This window comes from Photobacterium kagoshimensis, from assembly GCF_050337045.1.
GTDB lineage: Bacteria > Pseudomonadota > Gammaproteobacteria > Enterobacterales > Vibrionaceae > Photobacterium > Photobacterium kagoshimensis.
This window is the reverse complement of record NZ_JAKJSO010000011.1, coordinates 108,896-126,444: the sequence shown is the minus strand read 5'-3', so window position 1 is coordinate 126,444 and position 17,549 is coordinate 108,896. Positions and strand designations below refer to the sequence as shown.

The 17,549-nt window shown below is 43.6% G+C and carries 20 protein-coding genes; 6 read left to right on the top strand and 14 right to left on the bottom strand.

The features are described from left to right. Positions 1-25: 25 nt before the first annotated feature. The 3 genes from L4C35_RS08360 to L4C35_RS08350 all read right to left on the bottom strand — a co-directional run bounded on the left by L4C35_RS08360 (position 26) and on the right by L4C35_RS08350 (position 2,478). Entirely contained in the window at positions 26-694 is a 669-nt protein-coding gene (locus L4C35_RS08360) for a helix-turn-helix transcriptional regulator (RefSeq protein WP_428462456.1), read from the bottom strand. A gap of 115 nt (positions 695-809) precedes the next feature. Further along, positions 810-2,087 (bottom strand): L-cysteine desulfidase family protein, encoded by a 1,278-nt coding sequence (locus L4C35_RS08355; protein WP_428462455.1) that lies wholly within the window; start codon positions 2,085-2,087, stop codon positions 810-812. Positions 2,088-2,097: 10 nt separating this feature from the next. Further along, a complete protein-coding gene (locus L4C35_RS08350; protein WP_428462454.1) occupies positions 2,098-2,478 on the bottom strand; it encodes a Rid family detoxifying hydrolase in 381 nt (126 codons plus the stop codon). Between the two features lie 298 nt (positions 2,479-2,776). Between L4C35_RS08350 and L4C35_RS08345 the strand changes: the two genes are divergently transcribed. Next, complete coding sequence (locus tag L4C35_RS08345) at positions 2,777-3,511, top strand: AzlC family ABC transporter permease (RefSeq protein ID WP_428462453.1); 735 nt, start codon at positions 2,777-2,779, stop codon at positions 3,509-3,511. A gap of 1 nt (position 3,512) precedes the next feature. Next, entirely contained in the window at positions 3,513-3,836 is a 324-nt protein-coding gene (locus L4C35_RS08340) for an AzlD domain-containing protein (protein ID WP_428462446.1), read from the top strand. A gap of 102 nt (positions 3,837-3,938) precedes the next feature. Here the strand turns inward: L4C35_RS08340 and L4C35_RS08335 are convergent, their stop codons facing one another. The 5 genes from L4C35_RS08335 to L4C35_RS08315 all read right to left on the bottom strand — a co-directional run bounded on the left by L4C35_RS08335 (position 3,939) and on the right by L4C35_RS08315 (position 8,081). Next, positions 3,939-4,556 (bottom strand): DJ-1 family glyoxalase III, encoded by a 618-nt coding sequence (locus tag L4C35_RS08335; protein WP_428462452.1) that lies wholly within the window; start codon positions 4,554-4,556, stop codon positions 3,939-3,941. After that, entirely contained in the window at positions 4,553-5,461 is a 909-nt protein-coding gene (gene panE / locus L4C35_RS08330) for a 2-dehydropantoate 2-reductase (RefSeq protein ID WP_428462451.1), read from the bottom strand. The genes L4C35_RS08335 and panE overlap by 4 nt, the downstream gene beginning before the upstream one ends. A 136-nt stretch (positions 5,462-5,597) precedes the next feature. Beyond that, the gene (locus tag L4C35_RS08325; RefSeq protein WP_428462450.1) at positions 5,598-6,245 is read right to left on the bottom strand and encodes a helix-turn-helix transcriptional regulator; all 648 of its coding nucleotides are present in this window, start codon (positions 6,243-6,245) and stop codon (positions 5,598-5,600) included. A 167-nt stretch (positions 6,246-6,412) separates the two neighbouring features. Then, positions 6,413-7,690 (bottom strand): L-cysteine desulfidase family protein, encoded by a 1,278-nt coding sequence (locus L4C35_RS08320; RefSeq protein ID WP_428462449.1) that lies wholly within the window; start codon positions 7,688-7,690, stop codon positions 6,413-6,415. A 10-nt stretch (positions 7,691-7,700) separates the two neighbouring features. Further along, positions 7,701-8,081, bottom strand: coding sequence for a Rid family detoxifying hydrolase (locus L4C35_RS08315; RefSeq protein WP_428462448.1), 381 nt, complete (start codon positions 8,079-8,081; stop codon positions 7,701-7,703). Between the two features lie 309 nt (positions 8,082-8,390). Here L4C35_RS08315 and L4C35_RS08310 point away from each other — a divergent pair, with 309 nt between their 5' ends. The 3 genes from L4C35_RS08310 (at position 8,391) to L4C35_RS08300 (ending at position 11,567) form a co-directional block, all read left to right on the top strand. After that, positions 8,391-9,125 carry an AzlC family ABC transporter permease gene (locus L4C35_RS08310; RefSeq protein WP_428462447.1) on the top strand — a complete coding sequence of 245 codons (735 nt, stop codon included), beginning with the start codon at positions 8,391-8,393 and terminating at the stop codon, positions 9,123-9,125. A gap of 1 nt (position 9,126) precedes the next feature. Next, positions 9,127-9,450 carry an AzlD domain-containing protein gene (locus L4C35_RS08305; RefSeq protein ID WP_428462446.1) on the top strand — a complete coding sequence of 108 codons (324 nt, stop codon included), beginning with the start codon at positions 9,127-9,129 and terminating at the stop codon, positions 9,448-9,450. 167 nt (positions 9,451-9,617) lie between these two features. Beyond that, positions 9,618-11,567 carry a tetratricopeptide repeat-containing diguanylate cyclase gene (locus tag L4C35_RS08300; protein ID WP_428462445.1) on the top strand — a complete coding sequence of 650 codons (1,950 nt, stop codon included), beginning with the start codon at positions 9,618-9,620 and terminating at the stop codon, positions 11,565-11,567. Between the two features lie 90 nt (positions 11,568-11,657). Here the strand turns inward: L4C35_RS08300 and L4C35_RS08295 are convergent, their stop codons facing one another. The 6 genes from L4C35_RS08295 to L4C35_RS08270 form a co-directional block, all read right to left on the bottom strand. Next, on the bottom strand, positions 11,658-12,392 hold the full coding sequence (locus L4C35_RS08295; protein WP_428462444.1) for an outer membrane protein OmpK: 735 nt from the start codon (positions 12,390-12,392) through the stop codon (positions 11,658-11,660). 425 nt (positions 12,393-12,817) lie between these two features. Next, entirely contained in the window at positions 12,818-14,191 is a 1,374-nt protein-coding gene (locus tag L4C35_RS08290; protein WP_428462443.1) for an AmpG family muropeptide MFS transporter, read from the bottom strand. A 158-nt stretch (positions 14,192-14,349) separates the two neighbouring features. Then, on the bottom strand, positions 14,350-14,721 hold the full coding sequence (locus L4C35_RS08285; RefSeq protein ID WP_428462442.1) for a hypothetical protein: 372 nt from the start codon (positions 14,719-14,721) through the stop codon (positions 14,350-14,352). Between the two features lie 41 nt (positions 14,722-14,762). Further along, positions 14,763-15,326 carry a peptidylprolyl isomerase gene (locus L4C35_RS08280; RefSeq protein ID WP_428462441.1) on the bottom strand — a complete coding sequence of 188 codons (564 nt, stop codon included), beginning with the start codon at positions 15,324-15,326 and terminating at the stop codon, positions 14,763-14,765. Further along, a complete protein-coding gene (locus L4C35_RS08275; RefSeq protein WP_428462440.1) occupies positions 15,326-15,895 on the bottom strand; it encodes a YajG family lipoprotein in 570 nt (189 codons plus the stop codon). Before L4C35_RS08275 ends, L4C35_RS08280 begins: the two co-directional genes overlap by 1 nt. Before the next feature lie 77 nt (positions 15,896-15,972). Beyond that, positions 15,973-17,097, bottom strand: coding sequence for a methyltransferase (locus L4C35_RS08270; RefSeq protein WP_428462439.1), 1,125 nt, complete (start codon positions 17,095-17,097; stop codon positions 15,973-15,975). A gap of 104 nt (positions 17,098-17,201) precedes the next feature. Between L4C35_RS08270 and bolA the strand changes: the two genes are divergently transcribed. After that, positions 17,202-17,510, top strand: coding sequence for a transcriptional regulator BolA (bolA, locus tag L4C35_RS08265; protein WP_428462438.1), 309 nt, complete (start codon positions 17,202-17,204; stop codon positions 17,508-17,510). Positions 17,511-17,549: the final 39 nt, after the last annotated feature.

Below are 17,549 nucleotides of genomic sequence, written 5' to 3'. Positions count from 1 at the left end.
CTAAAGCGGATGGTAGATTTGGGGGTTAGACGGCTTCTTTAACGGCTTCGTTTTTTAACTCACGTAAGTAGCGATAGACAGTATCTCGAGAAACATTCAACGAGCGAGCAGTGATAATAATAGCGTCTTTGATACTAAATACACCGTTATCAAACAGTTGTTCAACGATCACGCGGTTACGCTTGCTGGTTGGAATAGTTTGATTTTCCATGGTCGCGTTGATGATCCGCGCAATAGAGTCATTAAGCATTTCATCTGGGCATTTGGCAAAGGTTTCAGGTGAGGTAATAGGTTGCTCTAAAGAGTTACTGTTTGGGAGCATAGAGCCTAAGAATGAATGAATGGGCGCATCCATGTCTGAATTGATACAAAGTAAACCAATTGCGGTGCCAATATCGTTACGAATAATGGTGGTTACAGAGCGCAGTAATTTGCCCTGTGGCCCTTTACTGAAATAAGGCTCTGACACATCAGCCCCAGATTTCAGCTTTTCCAATGCTAAATTGGTGATTGGTGCACCGATATCACGACCTGTTACGTCACCGTTGGCAATTTTTATAATTGATGGATTTTCAATGTCAAGGCTATGAAGAGCAACTTCAGTGTGCTGTCCATACATGGCTGCTATACCATCTACAACGTTAAACGTTGCGTTTAAAATTAGTTTGTCGCTAAGTGATAATGTGACCAACATATCCCATTTCCTAAATTCGCAAACGAAAGCATTTTCATAGGACAGTAAGAAAACATTTTCGTTTCACGCGGCAGTAAAATAATCGCCATCCCTGATAAGATGGCGATTATGACCTTTATACTGACATGATTTCAATAATTTCTTTGTCAGTTTCTAGCATGCCTGTACTCACCATGCGACCTACATTACGAATTGTATGTTCAATGTCGTTCGCAATCACACCTTGTTTATTTGCAGTATGGTTGTTCATCGCAAGAAGCATAGATTTAACTGCTGCTTGTGAAGAGCTACCTACCTTCATAGCACAAGTTGCTTTTGCACCATCGCAAACCATACCCGTGGTGTCACTCAATACGTTTTGGATTGCAAAACATGATTGTGTAAAGTCACCACCACGCAGGTAAACCATGGCCATTGCAGCCGCTGAACTGGTTGCTGTGTTGCCACAGAATGCAGATAGCGGTGGGTAGTAAGACTTAATATATACCGCACCTAGGTGGCTCATAATAAGGGCACGTGCCAGTGTTTCGTCATTCGCACCAACAAATTCGGCCGTTTTAACGACAGGAACCGTCGCAGCAATACCTTGGTTACCACTACCATAGTTGCTCATTGCTGGCAGGGTTGCACCACCCATGCGCGCATCTGAGGCTGCTGATGTGTACATCAGAATTTCGTTAGATAGGCATTTGCCCATCATGCCTTCTTCCATGCTGCTATCCATCGTACGACCAATTTGTAGGCCGTAAGGGTTATCCATCCCTTCTTGTGATAGGGCGATGTTAAGGTTTTTAGCTTCTAGGATGAACGCAATGTCAGCGAAGTCAGCTTGAGTTGCAAAGTCGTAAATGCCACGAATGCTAATATCTACGCCATCACAAATAGAGGCCGTTGACGCTGAGCTTTCTTCTTTGTTTGCTGCAAATGTCACTTCATCGTTAAAGCGTTGTTCAACGATAAGTGTGTGGCCACCGCTAATGGTTACTTCTGCAGTATCTGTACCTTTGGTTGCAATCACGCGGCAGAAAATGAATTCACTGGTGTTGTAACGTGATACTTCGACATTACCTGCATCGATCAAGGCTTGTGCTTGCGCGACATCTTCAGGGGTAATTTTAGCTAGCACCTCTAGATCGGCGTCAGCATCACCACCGACAGCACCCGCTGCTGAAGCGATATGTAGACCAATTTTGCCAGTACCAGGAACAAATACACCCATGGAGTTTTTGTAAAGGTTATCTGAAACAAAAACTTTCAGTGTTTCTGGTGTACCGCCAAGCATCTTTGCAACAGTTGCAGACGCATAAGCGGCAGAGATTGGCTCAGTACAACCCAGTGCAGGTTTAACGACTGAGTTGATGATATCGATGTACTGTTTCCATTGTGCTTTCATGACTTACCCCTTATTTCGCGTGTGCAATTGCTTCAACTTCAACTAAAACGCCTAATGGCAGATCTTTAACTGCGAAGCAGCTACGTGCTGGGCAGTCAGTTTCAAAAACTGTTTTGTACACTTCATTAAATGCAGCGAAATCCGAGATGTTCGCTAAGTAACAGGTTGTTTTTAGAATGGTATTTACATCGCCACCACCTGCTTCAACCACACTGATAAGGTTTTTAAGTGATTGAATCGATTGTGCGGTAATGCCACCTTCAGCGACTTGACTAGTTGCTGCATCAACCGGTAATTGACCTGAAGTAAAGATCAGGTTGTTGTAAGCCGTCCCGTGAGAATAAGGACCGATTGCAGCTGGAGCATTATCTGAAGTGACGATGGTTTTCATGTTTTCTACCTTTGATGAGATATTCATTTTGCAGGTGTTGGTTATCAAACCTAACTTTTTCTCTGCAATGTAATTTGCAGCTAGAATACAAAAATATTTGCAAAACTCAAGAGTGGTTTTACATTAAATTTGATCTTAATCATCATTTTTCTGTGGTTTTTGCGGGTTGTTGGTCTTTTTATGATCAAGATCTACTTTCAAATAAATTTGCATTATTAAGTCTTGATGAATCATTTTACGTCGAATATATTTGCACCTGAAAATAAATTTGATGTTTTTCTTATTAAGAGTTGAAGCGATGAAAAAACAATTAATGAGTGCGGGACTAAAAGCCATCGCACCCTTGTGTATTGGTGCTTTTCCATTTTCCTTTATTGTGGGTGCGGTTAGTATCCAAGCGGGAATGGATATTATGCAGAGTACATTATGGGCGTTTACGGTATTTGCAGGCTCTGCACAAATGGTAGCGCTTGGCTTATTTCAGTCTGGAGCAAGCATGGCGGTGATCATGCTGACGACCTTTATCATTAATTTACGTCATGTACTTTATAGTGCTTCGTTATCCGAGCACGCCAAGGAATACCCGCTGCATATTCGTATGCTGATGGCTTATGGACTCACGGATGAAGTGTACGCCTCTACAATCACAGAGGTACGTAAAGAAAAAGAGGGTCGCCACTGGTTCTATTTAGCCGCAATGTTTGGTTTCTGGGGAAACTGGGTGCTAGCAAACTTAATGGGGGCACTGGTTGGGTCATCTTTCCCTGATATTGCAAACTACGGGTTAGAGTTTGCAATGGTTGCAGCCTTTATCGCAATTGTTATTCCACAAGTGAAGAGCCGTGAATGTATCGTGGCTGCTGTCGTGGCAACGATCTCCGGTATTTTACTATCAGGTCTACCACACTCGTTAGGGTTAGTAATTGCAGCTGCAATCGGTGTACTTGCCGGTTACCAAATGGATCTGGCGACAGAGAAAGAGCTACGTAAACAACAAGAAGCAAACCAAGCAACTGAAGTAGAAGGTGCATAACATGGACATGACTACATTTTTAATCTTTACCTTAGGTATGGCTGCGGTGACTTTCGCGATTCGCTTTTCAGTGATCGGTATGGCAGGTTCATTTGAAATGTCTGAGCGTATGAAGCGTACGCTGCGTTTTGTTCCTGTTACCGTTTTACCAGCAATTATTGCGGTTGAGATCCTTGGTGCGGGTTCGAGCATGGTCTTTAGCCTAGAAAACCCACGCGTGCTTGCGGCTATCGTTTGTACCATTGTGAGTCTGCGTTTTGACTTAGTATGGGTGGTATTAAGCGGTATGGGTTCACTATTGTTGTTCCAAAGCCTACTGGGTTAATAGCGAGAACAGCAGGTTGTAAAATTTGTACACTAGCTAGAAAAAACGCAGCGAATTCGCTGCGTTTTGTGTTTCTGGCATTTATTCAAAATCGTCGTCACGCTATTTTTGAGGTAACACGTCGTAATGCATGTTTGGCCATACCACCATAGGCCCCGCCACTTCTGCTGCGCGTTCTTTGCCTGTAAGTTGTACCACAATATCTAATGCAAACTCTTGTGCAGTCCCTGGACCTTGGCTGGTGAGTAGGTTGTGGTTGGTATCAAAAAATACCCGTTTTACTTTTCGCTTATTAGCGGGGATTTGTTCCATCACTGAAGGATGTGCCGTCATGTACGCTTCAGGGTACATATCGTGATGTTGCAACAAGATAGCGGGTGTTGCACAGATGGCAGCGACTAACTTACCGTCGTAGCGGTGTTGATTGACAAACTCGACTAGTAATGGACTATCACGGAAACATTCAGCCCCACCTAAACCGCCTGGCAGTACCACACAATCAAATTCAATATCGGCAACTTCAACTAATGCGATGTCAGCAACCAGCTTGATGCCGCGAGAGCCTTCAACGATTAGTGCACCATCAGATGCGACACTGGCAATTGTCACATCGAAATTAGCACGACGCAGGATATCAATAGCGGTAATCGCTTCCATCTCTTCGGTGCCTGGGGCGATACAAACTGCAATCTTCGGAGTGGAAGTGGGTAGAAGTGTCATGAGGCGTTTTGCTCCATTGTTTTAATCTGTTGCCATAGCTCGGCGTTAAAAGGAGTACGTATGTTGTAGTCTTGACCACGTCGCACAATATGCCCAGTAATATAGTCGATTTCTGTCTGGCGGTGGTGACAAACATCTTGGTTCATTGAAGAAAGGTTGTTAGCGGTAGCATGAATAACCTTATCAACCTGAGCTTTAAGAGTGTTTGCTGTGGTGAGGTAGCCTTCTGCACACATAATTTCAGCCACTTCTTGGCAAATGTTGCTGAGTGCGGCTTGGTATTGTGGTTGGGCGAGTTCGCCATTTTTGCATTGGTGCAGCGCGGTTAACGGGTTAATGGCGCAGTTAATGGCCAGCTTTTGCCACAGGGGGTGTTGAATATCTACGTGCCATTGACAGGGGGCGAGCACCTTATTGAACGTATCCGCTAAGAACTGTAACGGCTGCGCGGCAGGATTAATTGCCCCTATCCATGTTTGGCCTATGCCAGTGTGTTGAACATGATCTGCCTGTGGCTTGAAGGCCGCTTGTGACGTAGTGGCATACAAAATAGGATTATGCGGCAGTTTTTGCAATGCGGCTGCTTGGCTACCCATACCATTGTGCATGATAACAACTGGTGTAGCAGGTGATAGCCAAGGTTGAATGGCTTCAATCGCTTGTTCTACATGGAAGGCCTTTACAGTAATAAGCACGCAATCACTTTGTTGCAGTAACTTTGTTTGATTACTTGGAAGGTTGAAGGCTGTCGATGTTTCAGCGGCAGAGTCAGGCGCTAAGGGAGTGAAAGCAAATACGCTATTCGGCTGAGCGTGTCGTGTCCATAGATGAACCGAGTGAGCTTTAGCGAGTGAGGCCGCCCAAAGACAACCAATGGCACCAGCGCCAACAATAGTGAATAGCATGAATGTTGTTCCTTAGCTAGGTAGGGTAATTATCCTAAAGGCTAGGGTAGCATTTTGGCTGTTGATGGTGAATTTAGCGCAAAGAAAAAGGCGCACAATGCGCCTTGATATAAGAGAGCAAAACGCTCTTCATTGACTATTTTTTTAGATCGCGTAAATAACGGTAAACCGTATCGCGTGAGACACCCAAAGATTCAGCGGTGATCACAATGGCATCTTTAATGTTGAACACACCATTTTCAAACAGTTGCTCAACAATCACGCGGCTACGTTTGTGGGTTGGAATTGAGCGATCTTCCATGGTCGCGTGTTTGACGCGCTCAATAGAGTCGTTCAGCATTTCGTCAGGGTTTTTAGCAAACGTTTCTGGTGATAGCGATGCTGAGTCGAGTGGTAGCGTATTGGGGAGCATCGAGCTCAAAAATGAATGAATAGGAGCATCCATATCTGCATTAATGCAGAGCAGAGCGATTGCCGTGCCAACATCATTACGAATGATAGTGGTGACAGAGCGAATCAATTTACCTTTAGAGCAGCGGCTGAAATAAGGCTCTGAAATATCAGCACCCGATTTTAACTTCTCAAGGGCGAGGTTAGTAATGGGGGCACCAATATCGCGGCCAGTTACATGGCCATTAGCGATTTTGATTATAGATGGATTTTCAATGTCTAAGCTGTGAAGCGCAACTTCTGTGTGTTGGCCATACATTGCCGCGATACCATCGACGACATTACACATCGCATCGAGGATTAATTTATCGCTCACTGATAAGGTGACTAGCATTTTCCATTTCCTTTCAAAGCAAACGAAAACATTCTGACGTGCTGCATGCTTTTCCGTGTTTCACACTGGATTATGAATAGGCATGCAAGTGAAACTGCTTTCGTTTGCAACTGTGATAGTGTGGGGGGAATATAATCGCCACCCGATATAGGTGGCGATTATGGACTTTAAACAGACATGATTTCAATGATTTCTTTGTCTGTTTGTCCCATTCCCGCGCTAACCATACGGCCAACATTGCGGATGGTTTTTTCAACATCGCGTGAAATAACGCCCTGCATTGCTGCAGCGTGGTTGTTCATCGCAAGTAGCATCGACTTAACAGCGGCTTGAGAAGAACTGCCCACTTTCATCGCACAGGTTGCTTTTGCACCATCACAAACCATACCTGTGGTGTCACTCAGTACGTTTTGAATAGCAAAACAAGATTGCGCAAAGTCACCGCCACGTAGGTAAACCATCGCCATTGCTGCTGCAGAGCTGGTGGCCGTGTTACCACAAAATGCAGATAGCGGTGGGTAATGAGACTTGATGTAAACCGCACCTAAGTGACTCATGATTAACGCGCGTGCTAATGTTTCATCATTTGCACCAACGAACTCAGCGGTTTTTACAACAGGCACAGTCGCTGCGATACCTTGGTTACCACTGCCGTAGTTACTCATTGCAGGTAAACTTGCACCACCCATGCGCGCATCGGATGCTGCTGATGTGTACATTAGGATTTCGTTCGATAGGCATTTGCCCATCATGCCGTCTGCCATGCTGCTGTCCATGGTACGACCAATTTGTAGGCCGTACTCATGATCCATCCCTTCTTGCGAAAGTGCACTGTTTAGCTTTTTCGCCTCAAGGATAAATTCGATATCAGCAAAGTCGGCTTGAGTTGCGAAATCGTAGATGTCACGAATGCTGATTTCTACGCCATCACAAATAGAAGCGGTTGATGCCGCGCCTTCTTCTTTATCTGCAGAGAAGATCACTTCGTCGTTAAAGCGTTTTTCTGCGATACGGGTATGGCCACCACTGATGGTGATCTCGGCCGTATCCTTACCTTTAGTTGCAATCACGCGGCAGAAGATAAACTCACTGGTGTTGTAGCGAGAAACATCAACATTACCTGCATCGATCAATGCTTGCGCTTGTTCGACATCGCTTGGTGTGATTTTCGCAAGCACTTCAAGGCCCGCATCAAAATCACCCGCCACAGCACCCGCTGCTGACGCAATGTGCAAGCCGATTTTGCCTGTACCTGGTACAAATACACCCATTGAGTTTTTGTAAAGGTTGTCAGAAACAAACACTTTTAATGTCTCAGGTGTGCCACCTAGCATGCTGGCAACGGCTGATGAGGCGTAAGCAGCTGAAATTGGCTCAGTACAACCCAGTGCAGGTTTAACGACTGAGTTGATGATGCCGATGTACTGCTTCCATTGTGCTTTCATGACTCGCCCCTTATTTCGCGTGCGCGATTGCTTCAACTTCAACTAAAACGCCTAATGGCAGATCTTTAACTGCGAAGCAGCTACGCGCTGGGCAATCGGTTTCAAAAACTGTTTTGTACACTTCATTAAATGCAGCGAAATCAGCGATGTTAGCTAAGTAACAGGTTGTTTTTAGAATGGTATTTACATCACCGCCGCCTGCTTCAACAACGCTAACCAGGTTTTTTAGTGATTGGATGGATTGCGCGGTAATCCCCCCTTCGGCTACTTGGCTAGTTGCAGCATCAACAGGTAGTTGACCAGAAGTGAAGATTAAATTGTTGTACGCAGTACCGTGAGAGTATGGACCGATAGCAGCTGGTGCATTTTCAGAAGTTACAACAGTTTTCATGGATTTAGCCTTTGTCGTTAATACGAGTGCAGCGTTATGGGGATAATCCGTAGCTGCAATTTAATTTGCACTTATGATACAAAATAATTTGCAACTTGCAATTGGTAATTTGAAATTAAAGAGACTTTTTATGTGTGGTCCCAGCATGATATGTGACTTTTGTCTTGTTTAATCGCGGTTTGGTATGCCTTTTTTGATCTAGTTAACACTTTTTGGTTATTTGCGATTAATCGCTTGTTGAAAGTGAACGCCTCCAATATATTTGCATCTGCAAATAATTTTGAAGTTTCTTTTTGAAGAGTTGAAGCAATGAAAAAACAATTAATGAGCGCTGGTTTTAAAGCGATTGCGCCTTTGTGTATAGGGGCATTTCCATTCTCATTCATCGTGGGTGCTGTTAGTATCCAAGCGGGAATGGACATTATGCAGAGTACGCTATGGGCATTTACTGTTTTTGCAGGTTCTGCACAGATGGTAGCGCTTGGCTTATTCCAATCTGGCGCCAGTATGGCGGTGATTATGTTGACCACCTTCATCATTAATTTACGTCATGTGTTATACAGCGCATCGTTATCAGAGCATGCCAAAGAATACCCGCTGCATATTCGTATGCTGATGTCATACGGTTTAACAGATGAAGTGTATGCTTCAACCATTACTGAATTTCGTAAAGAAAAAGAAGGTCGCCATTGGTTTTACTTAGCGGCAATGTTCGGGTTCTGGGGCAACTGGGTACTGGCTAACTTGATGGGCGCGTTAGTGGGATCGTCTTTCCCTGATATTGCGAACTACGGCTTAGAATTTGCGATGGTTGCTGCCTTTATTGCGATTGTTATTCCACAAGTAAAAAGCCGCGAATGTATTGTTGCTGCTGTGGTTGCCACTATCTCTGGTATTTTGCTATCGGGCTTACCGCACTCTTTAGGCCTTGTGATTGCCGCTGCAATTGGTGTGCTTGCCGGCTACCAAATGGATCTTGCGACAGAAAAAGAACAGCGTAAACAACAACAAGAAAACCAAGTAACTGAAGTAGAAGGCGCATAACATGGACATGACTACATTTTTAATCTTTACCTTAGGTATGGCAGCGGTGACTTTCGCGATTCGCTTTTCAGTGATTGGTATGGCAGGTTCATTTGAAATGTCTGAGCGAATGAAGCGTACGCTGCGTTTTGTTCCTGTTACCGTTTTACCAGCAATTATCGCAGTTGAGATTCTTGGTGCTGGCTCAAGCATGGTGTTTAGCCTTGAAAACCCACGCGTACTGGCAGCGATTGTATGTACCATTGTGAGTTTACGCTTTGACTTAGTATGGGTGGTATTAAGTGGTATGGGCTCACTGTTGTTGTTTCAAAGCCTACTAGGATAAGTTTAAACATACATATTGTTTTCCTCGACTAAATTTCCCCCTTTATTTGATAAAAAACGCTATTGGTGACAATAGCGTTTTTTTATTATTGAAGTCAGGTAAATAAGGTTAAACTTGCTGCATATTAAAGTATAATGCCCGCCACCAAGGGATTGTTATTAACATGTATGAGTAGTTATCCAAATAAATATATTCTGGCTATTGTTAGTTGCCTACTAATTTTTATTCTTATGTATGTGCTTCGCCCTCTACCATTATCTGGTGTTGCTAGCAAATCACAACTTTCTTCTTTTTTGCCCGATCAAATTATTTTAGAACAACCGAATGGCCGAGACGTTTTATCGCTTCGTGATTTATCTCGGTATGATCCCGAACAATCCTTAGATAAATTAAATCAGCTTAAAGCTAAGGGCGTTTTCAACAATAAAGAGCTATTCGCGTACCAATTGATGATTGAGGTAAATATTGCCTTACATATTCAAGATACAGATAAAGTAGTGGCACTTATGCAACAACTAAAAGTACTGGCGAATAAGTATGATTTAGAATGGTTGAGAGCCGATTCCTTGGTAGAGCTTGCCATTGAAAATATTCGTGCGGGAAAACTACAAGCAGCGAAAGAACAAGTAAATAAAGCTATCAAACTTGCAGAGGCTATACATTATGACGCTTTATTGATTAAGGCGTACAATACAGCAGGTGTTATCGCTAATATTAGTGGTGATTTATTGCAAGCGCAATCTTACTTTCATCAAGGGGTTGAACTTGGTAAAGCCTTCCCTAATCATATTTACAATGCAAAGCTTTTAGCCAATCTTGGCTTAATTTATATTTACTTAGAAGATTGGGAAAAAGCACTCGATTTTATTGTTAGGGGCAAAGCTCGCTATAAAGAAAGTAAGCTTAATGAAAAAGGTTTGCTAGAAGTTCTCTATATTAATGAGTCATATATTTATGTCAGCCTAAAACAAGCAACGAATGCGCGGAAGTCACTTGAAATAGCGCAAAGCTATGTTGATAAGAATACATCTACTAGGCTTAAACTTATTGCGTTAAAAAGTGAAATTGATGTATTGCGATTAGAAGGTGATTACCAACAGGCGTTGGTTGTTGCGAACCAGTGTTTGAATTATCCGAATGGTTCACTATACCCCTTACAGTATGGCCAATGTTTGATGGGGCGCGCACTATCGAATATTGAATTAGGTCAACCTCATCAAGTGATCGATGATTTATTTAAAGCGAAGACATTGTTTGAGCAAGTTAATGCGCAAAATTTCCAAACTCACCTAAATAAAGCCTTATCTGAAGCTTACGATTTATTAGGCAATCATCAAGCAGCTTTAGAATATTTCCGACTATATTCTAAAGCCAACAAAACCCAGCTATTTGATAGAAGACAAAGTGAGTTATTTCAGGTTCAGCAGTTACTTGAAACGCAGTCGCTAAGACAAAAAGTTGAACTAGCGACCACCGAAAAGCAATTAGCTGATAGCTTGTTAGAGCAGCAAGTGCTTCGTCATCGAGTGATTGTTGTGATGGTTTTATTCTTGGTGTTAGGGATCGTGATTATTTATCGCCATAGTAATAGGATGCATGTCCTTAATGTTGAATTAGAGCGATTACATGGCCAGGATCCATTGACCAAGCTGGGTAACCGACGCTTTTTTGAAGCGTATATTGCAGGCTATTCCGATAATGATCGCGATATACGCAAAGCGCTAGCAATTATTGATTTAGATAACTTTAAAGGAATTAATGACACTTACGGTCATAGCGTGGGTGATCAAGTATTAATTGAGTCAGCGGCACGTTTGCAGTCGGTCCTTGCCTCTACTGGCATTATTGTACGCTGGGGTGGGGAAGAGTTTGTCTGTTTACTCGAAGATGATGGTAATGTGGAGGCTGTCTTTCAGCACATGAATCAAGCGTTGGCGGATTCGCCATTTAAGACTGATGCGGGAGAGTTAACGATTACAGCGTCGATTGGAGTAAGCACTGGCCTGACGATATGGCAGGTAAAAAACAGACTAGATCAAAAGCTTAATCTAGCGGATGAAGCGCTCTATAACGCGAAAGCGACAGGGAAAAATCGCGTTGTTTTGGCGATGCCATAATATGATGTTACTTAACGAAATGAGTTTACGTTTTCAGGCAATAAAAAAGGCGCTCTAGGCGCCTTTTTTGAATCAGTCTGATTATAACTATTAGAAGTTATATTTCACAGAGTAGATAACAGCATTGCCGTAGTTAGTTTGGCCAAGCTTATTGTTTGAGTAACGGTATTGGATACCAGTTGTTACGTTATCCGTAACATTCCACCATGCCGCTACAGCACCGTTCATAGATAACTTGTCTGTTTCACTAGCTGCTTTTGCGTATGCTTCTTTACGAGCAAACTCTGTTTCGTGCCAGTTGCTTAGAGAGAAACTCTGACCGAATGCATCAAAGTTATAACCAGTAACCCAACCAGCCATACCACCGTTCATACCAACGAAACCAGCAGTATTTGTGTGGTGGAAGCCAGCCCAAGGGTTGAAGAACCAGTTTTCACCAGTTAGCTTGTAAGATAGACCTACAACGTTGTTACGAACGTGCCAACCGCCATTCTCTGTTGAATAAGTTTGTGCGAATAGACGAACTTCATCTAAGCCAGTTTTGTACTGGATTGAACCTTTGCTTGCAGCGCGTGTTTTATCAGCACCGTCTTGTACGTTTTCAAGATCGAAGAAACCGTATAGCTCACCCCAATCAAAACCCGCACCACCTTCAAGTTCAATGTAAGCGAAATCTTTTTTACCGCCATCTGAACGAGCTTCAGTACCCTTAGACCAATCTAGGTAGTTCACGCTTACGTTACCGAAGCCGTATAGGTATTCAGCTTGTGCTGGAAGTGCTGCTGCTGCAGCCAGTACGCTCATTGCTACTAGTGATTTACGCATTGTTCAAACTCTCGTTGATTATGTCGTCGTTATTTCAGGCTGGTTTAAAAGGGTTGCCCGATTCGATGGCGAGCATTTTATGGGTTTATGTCACCATTGTGAATGTAACGATTGCGCAAACCTTTGCTAAATGTGATCCAGATCGCCTGTAATCGGTTACATTTGGCGTTTTTTTGTGAGCTATTCGGGGAAATAATTTGAACTTTTTGAAAATAGTATGAGGTCGATGCGTTTTGTGGTGGTTTTTTGTGCGGTTTTATCGTTAGGTTAGACGGCATGAATGCCGAGATGGTTTGACATCAACAAGAATGAGCGTCTTGTTGATGCCTATTTGGGGTTATCTCTGGTTAAAGGGGCATGGCGAGCAAAAAATGTAATTGTACATCGTCTAACTAACTAGTCATTTACGACGAAAATTGCAGACATTATTTTGCATGGCTAGCTTCTGTTTGCCCCTTGTTGACTAAGTAAATCAGTACCAGCACGGGTAAACCGATTAATGCCGTCGTAAAGAAAAAGGTGTTATAACCAAAGTTATCGACATACATGCCAGAAAAACCGGCAATAAACTTAGGGAAAAGCAGCATGATTGAACTAAACAATGCGTATTGGGTTGCTGAAAAAGCGACGTTGGTGAGGCTCGACATGTAGGTGATGAAAGCCGCTGTTGCAATTCCTGCACTCAGATTATCAAGCGAGATAACAGCGGTTAGCATAGGAATGCTGTTTCCCATATAGGTAAAGGCAACAAAGAGTAAGTTAGTAAATGCAGAGAGTACTGCGCCCAAGGCTAAAATACGCATGGTGCCGTATTTGCTTACCATGATCCCACCCAGGCCTGCTCCCGCCAAGGTCATAATAACGCCGTACACTTTAGAGACTGAAGCAACTTGAGTTTTGGTAAAGCCCATATCGACATAGAAGGCATTAGCCATGACACCCATCACGACATCTGAAATACGGTAACAGCCGATCAATACGAGGATAAGTAGGGCATGGCGTCCGTAGCGTGAAAAGAAATCTTGGAACGGCATAATGGCAGCGGTATAGAACCAAGCGACCCCTTTTGCAGCCAGCGGATTCATCCCTTTGTTGAGTAAAGACAGACGGAATGTTTTTTCAACATTATCGATTGCGCTCGAGTCTATGCTTGGTTCTTTTATGCAAAGGGCGGTGATAAGCCCAACTAACATAAAACCAGCCATGATGAAGTAGGCCATTTTCCAGCCTGTTACATCGTAGAGGGTATCTGAACCAAACCAGGCGGCAAATGCCAGTGCCCCCGCACCTGCCATGATCATGGCAAGGCGGTAGCCTGTCATGTAGGCCGCAGCCAAGGCGGCTTGTAAGCGCTCTGTGGCTAACTCAATGCGGTATGCATCTATCACGATATCTTGCGAGGCTGAAGCAAAGGCAACAATCACAGCGAAAATCGCCAGTTGCATGAGGTCAACCTGCGGGTTACTGATAGCCATACCGCACAATGAGGCAATAATCAGCAATTGAGAAAATACCATCCAGCCACGACGGCGGCCTAAGAGATGTGAAAATAGTGGGATAGGGAAGCGGTCGATCAGTGGTGACCAGATCCATTTGAAACCATAAGCTAAGGCAACCCAACTAAAGAAGCCAATGTCGGTACGGCTGACTTCGGCTTCACGTAGCCAAAACGACAGGGTCCCGAAAACAAGCAAAATAGGCAGGCCCGACGAGAAGCCCAATGCCAGCATGATGAGAACTTTACGTTCTAGGTATACTCGCCATCCTAATTTTGTATTGTTTTCTAATGATTGATCCATATTTACCTCAATGACGAATAGGTACTCAGCCAATCGAGTGTAACGGATGATCAGCCTTTATCTGTAACGCTCGGTGAATAGAGCGCTACAGAGGTAATCTATTGTGAATTAAGGCAATAAAGCAAGGATGTAACGGTTATTTTTACGTTAAATGATATTTATGGTCTAGCGCCATGCGTATTTTTAGGCGCTGGCCCCAACCCGAGCAGATAATTTGCACAGCTAGTTACTTTATGCTGAACAAACATATTGCCCAGAAGTTGGTGTTCTTCTATCGCTTCGAGTAAGTGAAGTAAGTACCAGTAAGTTGATTCATAATGGTTATCGGGTTGGCCTGTTGTAATGGCGAGTCCCCACCATTCATGCAGGTGTTCAGTGCAGATCTCTTCGAGTGAGGAGAAACAAGTACGACCATGGATGGTGTTGAGTGTGGTAAGCGCAAGGGCAGGGGCGAACTCTTCCACATGAGCATGCACAGCTTGCGTAATAGCGTTGCGCGAAAGGCTGTTATCGGAGATTAATGTAAGCATAAAGTCACCAGAGTGTCGGATCACACTCTGGTGATCGTCACTTAGTTATTAATAGTTTTAATTGTCTTAATAACTATAGGTTGTTGCGGCACATCTTTCATACCCATTGAGCGAATAGTCGTGGTAGGAATTGTCGCCATTTTTTCAATTACTGAGAAGCCCTTCACAACTTTACCGAATACCGCATAGCCAGCTTGGTTAGCATTGGCATTCAGGAAGCCGTTATTTTGGTAGTTAATGTAAAATTGACGGGTCGCAGAATTTGGATCTTGGGTACGTGCCATCGCGACAGTTGCACGATCATTTTTCAGACCATTAGCCCCTTCGTTTTTGATTGGCTCGTAAGATGGACGGCGAGTTAAGTCTTCATCAAAACCGCCACCTTGGGCCATGAAACCTGGGATCACACGATGAAAAATCGTACCTTCGTAGCTACCATCTGCAACGTAACGCAAAAAGTTTTTGCTACTCACTGGCGCTTTTTGTTCGTCAAGTTGAATAGTGAAATCACCAAGGTTGGTGCTGACTTCCACTTGCGTTGCCGCTTGCACCGATAGCGGTATTGTTGCTGCCATAATGGTTAAGGCCGCTAAAAATTTGCGCATTATAGGTTTTCCTGCATGTAATTATTCAGTTCCGCATCCGCGTAAATATCGTTAAGTACGGCAGTCATCAGGCCGTTTAGTGCCAGTTCCATATCTTCAGTCGACGCACTCATCGCCCCAGTTTTATCAGATTTACCTGCGTAGCGTTTAACGAACTTACCTTTAGGCGAATCTACCACTAGTTGTAGTTGTAGCTTGCTGCTTAATTCATGGCTCATTACGCTGTGTTTAACGTTTACCATGGCTTCCAGAATATCAAGGCGCAACGTGCCTTTACTGTTTTTATCTAATTTATAGCCTTGTGCGGTTAGCTGACGCGCTAATGCATCTTCCAGTGTGACTCGTAAGTTTTGAGAAGCATGAATTGGCTCTACATTTTGGCGGCCGGTATCAACCACAGCGATAAATTGTGCAGGGCGCAAATCTTGGCTCGTCAAATTAACATGCGTACCGTTAACACTCGCTTGGGTTGCAATAACTGGTGTCGGTGCAAGTGTGAGTTGCGGTGCTTGTGGGGCGGAACATGCTGATAGCGCAAGAACAGATGCCACTAAAAAAAACTTCTTCATTTTCTTATCCTTAGCTGAAGTATCGACTGCCATGACACATAAGTACGTCGGCAAATCATAAATGCTTGTTGTTCTGGTTATTTGCCAGATTGGTAAATAATAAATTTGCTATTTTGGGCAATCTTTTTCACGTTGCCAAATATGCGTTTCATTTTTTCATCGTATCCCAGTTGGCGATTACCGATGACGATTAACTGTCCATTAGGACGAAGAACTTGCTGTGCATCACAGAACATCTGCCAAGCAATATGATCTGTGACCGCATTCTGCTGATGGAAAGGTGGGTTACATAACACTAAATCTGCCCAGTCAGCTTCCAAACCATCTAAACAGTTATTGACGATAGCATGAATTTGTTCTGGGTTATCAAGGTTTAACTTGGCATTTTCTCGGCAAGATGCCGCAGCCATATAACTTTCATCAACGCTAGTAATGTTTGCCTGTGGATTCAGTTGTGCCGCTTTTAAGCTAATAACACCATTGCCACAGCCTAGGTCGATAATTTGTTTGAGATTCGGGTCTTGTGGAATGTGATCCAACAAAAAGCGCCCACCGATATCTAAGCTTTCACCGGAAAAGACATTGGCGTGATTGGTCAGCGTAAAACCATGCTCTGGTACATCCCATGTTTTTGGGGTTGGCATCGGTTTAGCGAGTGTTTTATCTGCCTTTATAAAGACTAAACGCGCTTTTTTAACCGCTAATGATGTTTTGGTTTCACCTAAGAACTTTTCACACAGTTTTAATGTTGATGTATGGATCTCTTTGGCTTTACCTGCCCCGATGATGACACAATCATCGGGTACTAAATGACACAGCTGCTGAAGTTGCCATGTTAGCAAGCGGTTGTTTTTCGGCAGTTTAATGAGTACCAATTGTGGGTTGGCTGGCAGCGTGGCAAGGCAATCGAGTTGGGTGATTGCTGGCAGTTCGTTTGCGGCCAAATTTTGGCGACAACCTTGCTGGGCCACATAAGAGTCGCTAATGCTGGTGACTTGGCCTTTTTCAGCAAACCAACAGCTTAATGCGCCAAAGCTATCATTGAGGATGAGGATTGGCCGTTGAGGGTCTAGCGCCATGTCATGAGTATGATTGATCAGGTACTCATCTGCAGCATCCCATGCTTGCAGGGTTTCGTTTTTACGTTGCGGGTAACGGGAAAGGTGCAAGGTACGATCAAGCAGAGTTAGCGCTGGTTTCATTACGGATAACTTTCAGGTATGTTTACGAATTACTGCTATTGTCGCAAAACCTTTGGGATGCGTCACATAGATTTTTCAGCCCGTCGTCCTTTTCGGTGATTTAGATGTTGCAAGAACGTATTATTGAAAAACTAGAGCACGCATTTTCACCTGCTCATCTTGATGTAGTGAATGAGAGTTACATGCATAATGTACCTGCAGGCTCGGAAAGCCATTTCAAAGTGGTGATTGTATGTGCTGAATTTGAAGGTAAACGCCTTATAGCGCGTCATCGTGCGGTAAATAGCGTGTTAGCCGATGAGTTAGCTAACCATATCCATGCACTGGCTATTCATACTTACACTGAGGTTGAATGGAAGAAGATGATGGATGGCGCACCATTATCACCAGCTTGCCACGGTGGTGGTAAGTAAGGCGAATATGTCCTAATAAATACCTTATTAGCAAACGAA

What these genes read in the sequence shown, in the direction of transcription:
- L4C35_RS08350 (WP_428462454.1), bottom strand. Translation starts at nt 2,478, where the DNA reads ATGAAAACCATCGTCACTTCAGATAATGCTCCAGCTGCAATCGGTCCT.
- L4C35_RS08345 (WP_428462453.1), top strand. Translation starts at nt 2,777, where the DNA reads ATGAAAAAACAATTAATGAGTGCGGGACTAAAAGCCATCGCACCCTTG.
- L4C35_RS08280 (WP_428462441.1), bottom strand. Translation starts at nt 15,326, where the DNA reads ATGCGCAAATTTTTAGCGGCCTTAACCATTATGGCAGCAACAATACCG.
- panE (WP_428462451.1), bottom strand. Translation starts at nt 5,461, where the DNA reads ATGCTATTCACTATTGTTGGCGCTGGTGCCATTGGTTGTCTTTGGGCG.
- L4C35_RS08315 (WP_428462448.1), bottom strand. Translation starts at nt 8,081, where the DNA reads ATGAAAACTGTTGTAACTTCTGAAAATGCACCAGCTGCTATCGGTCCA.
- bolA (WP_428462438.1), top strand. Translation starts at nt 17,202, where the DNA reads ATGTTGCAAGAACGTATTATTGAAAAACTAGAGCACGCATTTTCACCT.
- L4C35_RS08360 (WP_428462456.1), bottom strand. Translation starts at nt 694, where the DNA reads ATGTTGGTCACATTATCACTTAGCGACAAACTAATTTTAAACGCAACG.
- L4C35_RS08355 (WP_428462455.1), bottom strand. Translation starts at nt 2,087, where the DNA reads ATGAAAGCACAATGGAAACAGTACATCGATATCATCAACTCAGTCGTT.
- L4C35_RS08305 (WP_428462446.1), top strand. Translation starts at nt 9,127, where the DNA reads ATGGACATGACTACATTTTTAATCTTTACCTTAGGTATGGCAGCGGTG.
- L4C35_RS08310 (WP_428462447.1), top strand. Translation starts at nt 8,391, where the DNA reads ATGAAAAAACAATTAATGAGCGCTGGTTTTAAAGCGATTGCGCCTTTG.
- L4C35_RS08270 (WP_428462439.1), bottom strand. Translation starts at nt 17,097, where the DNA reads ATGAAACCAGCGCTAACTCTGCTTGATCGTACCTTGCACCTTTCCCGT.
- L4C35_RS08335 (WP_428462452.1), bottom strand. Translation starts at nt 4,556, where the DNA reads ATGACACTTCTACCCACTTCCACTCCGAAGATTGCAGTTTGTATCGCC.
- L4C35_RS08275 (WP_428462440.1), bottom strand. Translation starts at nt 15,895, where the DNA reads ATGAAGAAGTTTTTTTTAGTGGCATCTGTTCTTGCGCTATCAGCATGT.
- L4C35_RS08295 (WP_428462444.1), bottom strand. Translation starts at nt 12,392, where the DNA reads ATGCGTAAATCACTAGTAGCAATGAGCGTACTGGCTGCAGCAGCAGCA.
- L4C35_RS08325 (WP_428462450.1), bottom strand. Translation starts at nt 6,245, where the DNA reads ATGCTAGTCACCTTATCAGTGAGCGATAAATTAATCCTCGATGCGATG.
- L4C35_RS08285 (WP_428462442.1), bottom strand. Translation starts at nt 14,721, where the DNA reads ATGCTTACATTAATCTCCGATAACAGCCTTTCGCGCAACGCTATTACG.
- L4C35_RS08300 (WP_428462445.1), top strand. Translation starts at nt 9,618, where the DNA reads ATGAGTAGTTATCCAAATAAATATATTCTGGCTATTGTTAGTTGCCTA.
- L4C35_RS08290 (WP_428462443.1), bottom strand. Translation starts at nt 14,191, where the DNA reads ATGGATCAATCATTAGAAAACAATACAAAATTAGGATGGCGAGTATAC.
- L4C35_RS08340 (WP_428462446.1), top strand. Translation starts at nt 3,513, where the DNA reads ATGGACATGACTACATTTTTAATCTTTACCTTAGGTATGGCTGCGGTG.
- L4C35_RS08320 (WP_428462449.1), bottom strand. Translation starts at nt 7,690, where the DNA reads ATGAAAGCACAATGGAAGCAGTACATCGGCATCATCAACTCAGTCGTT.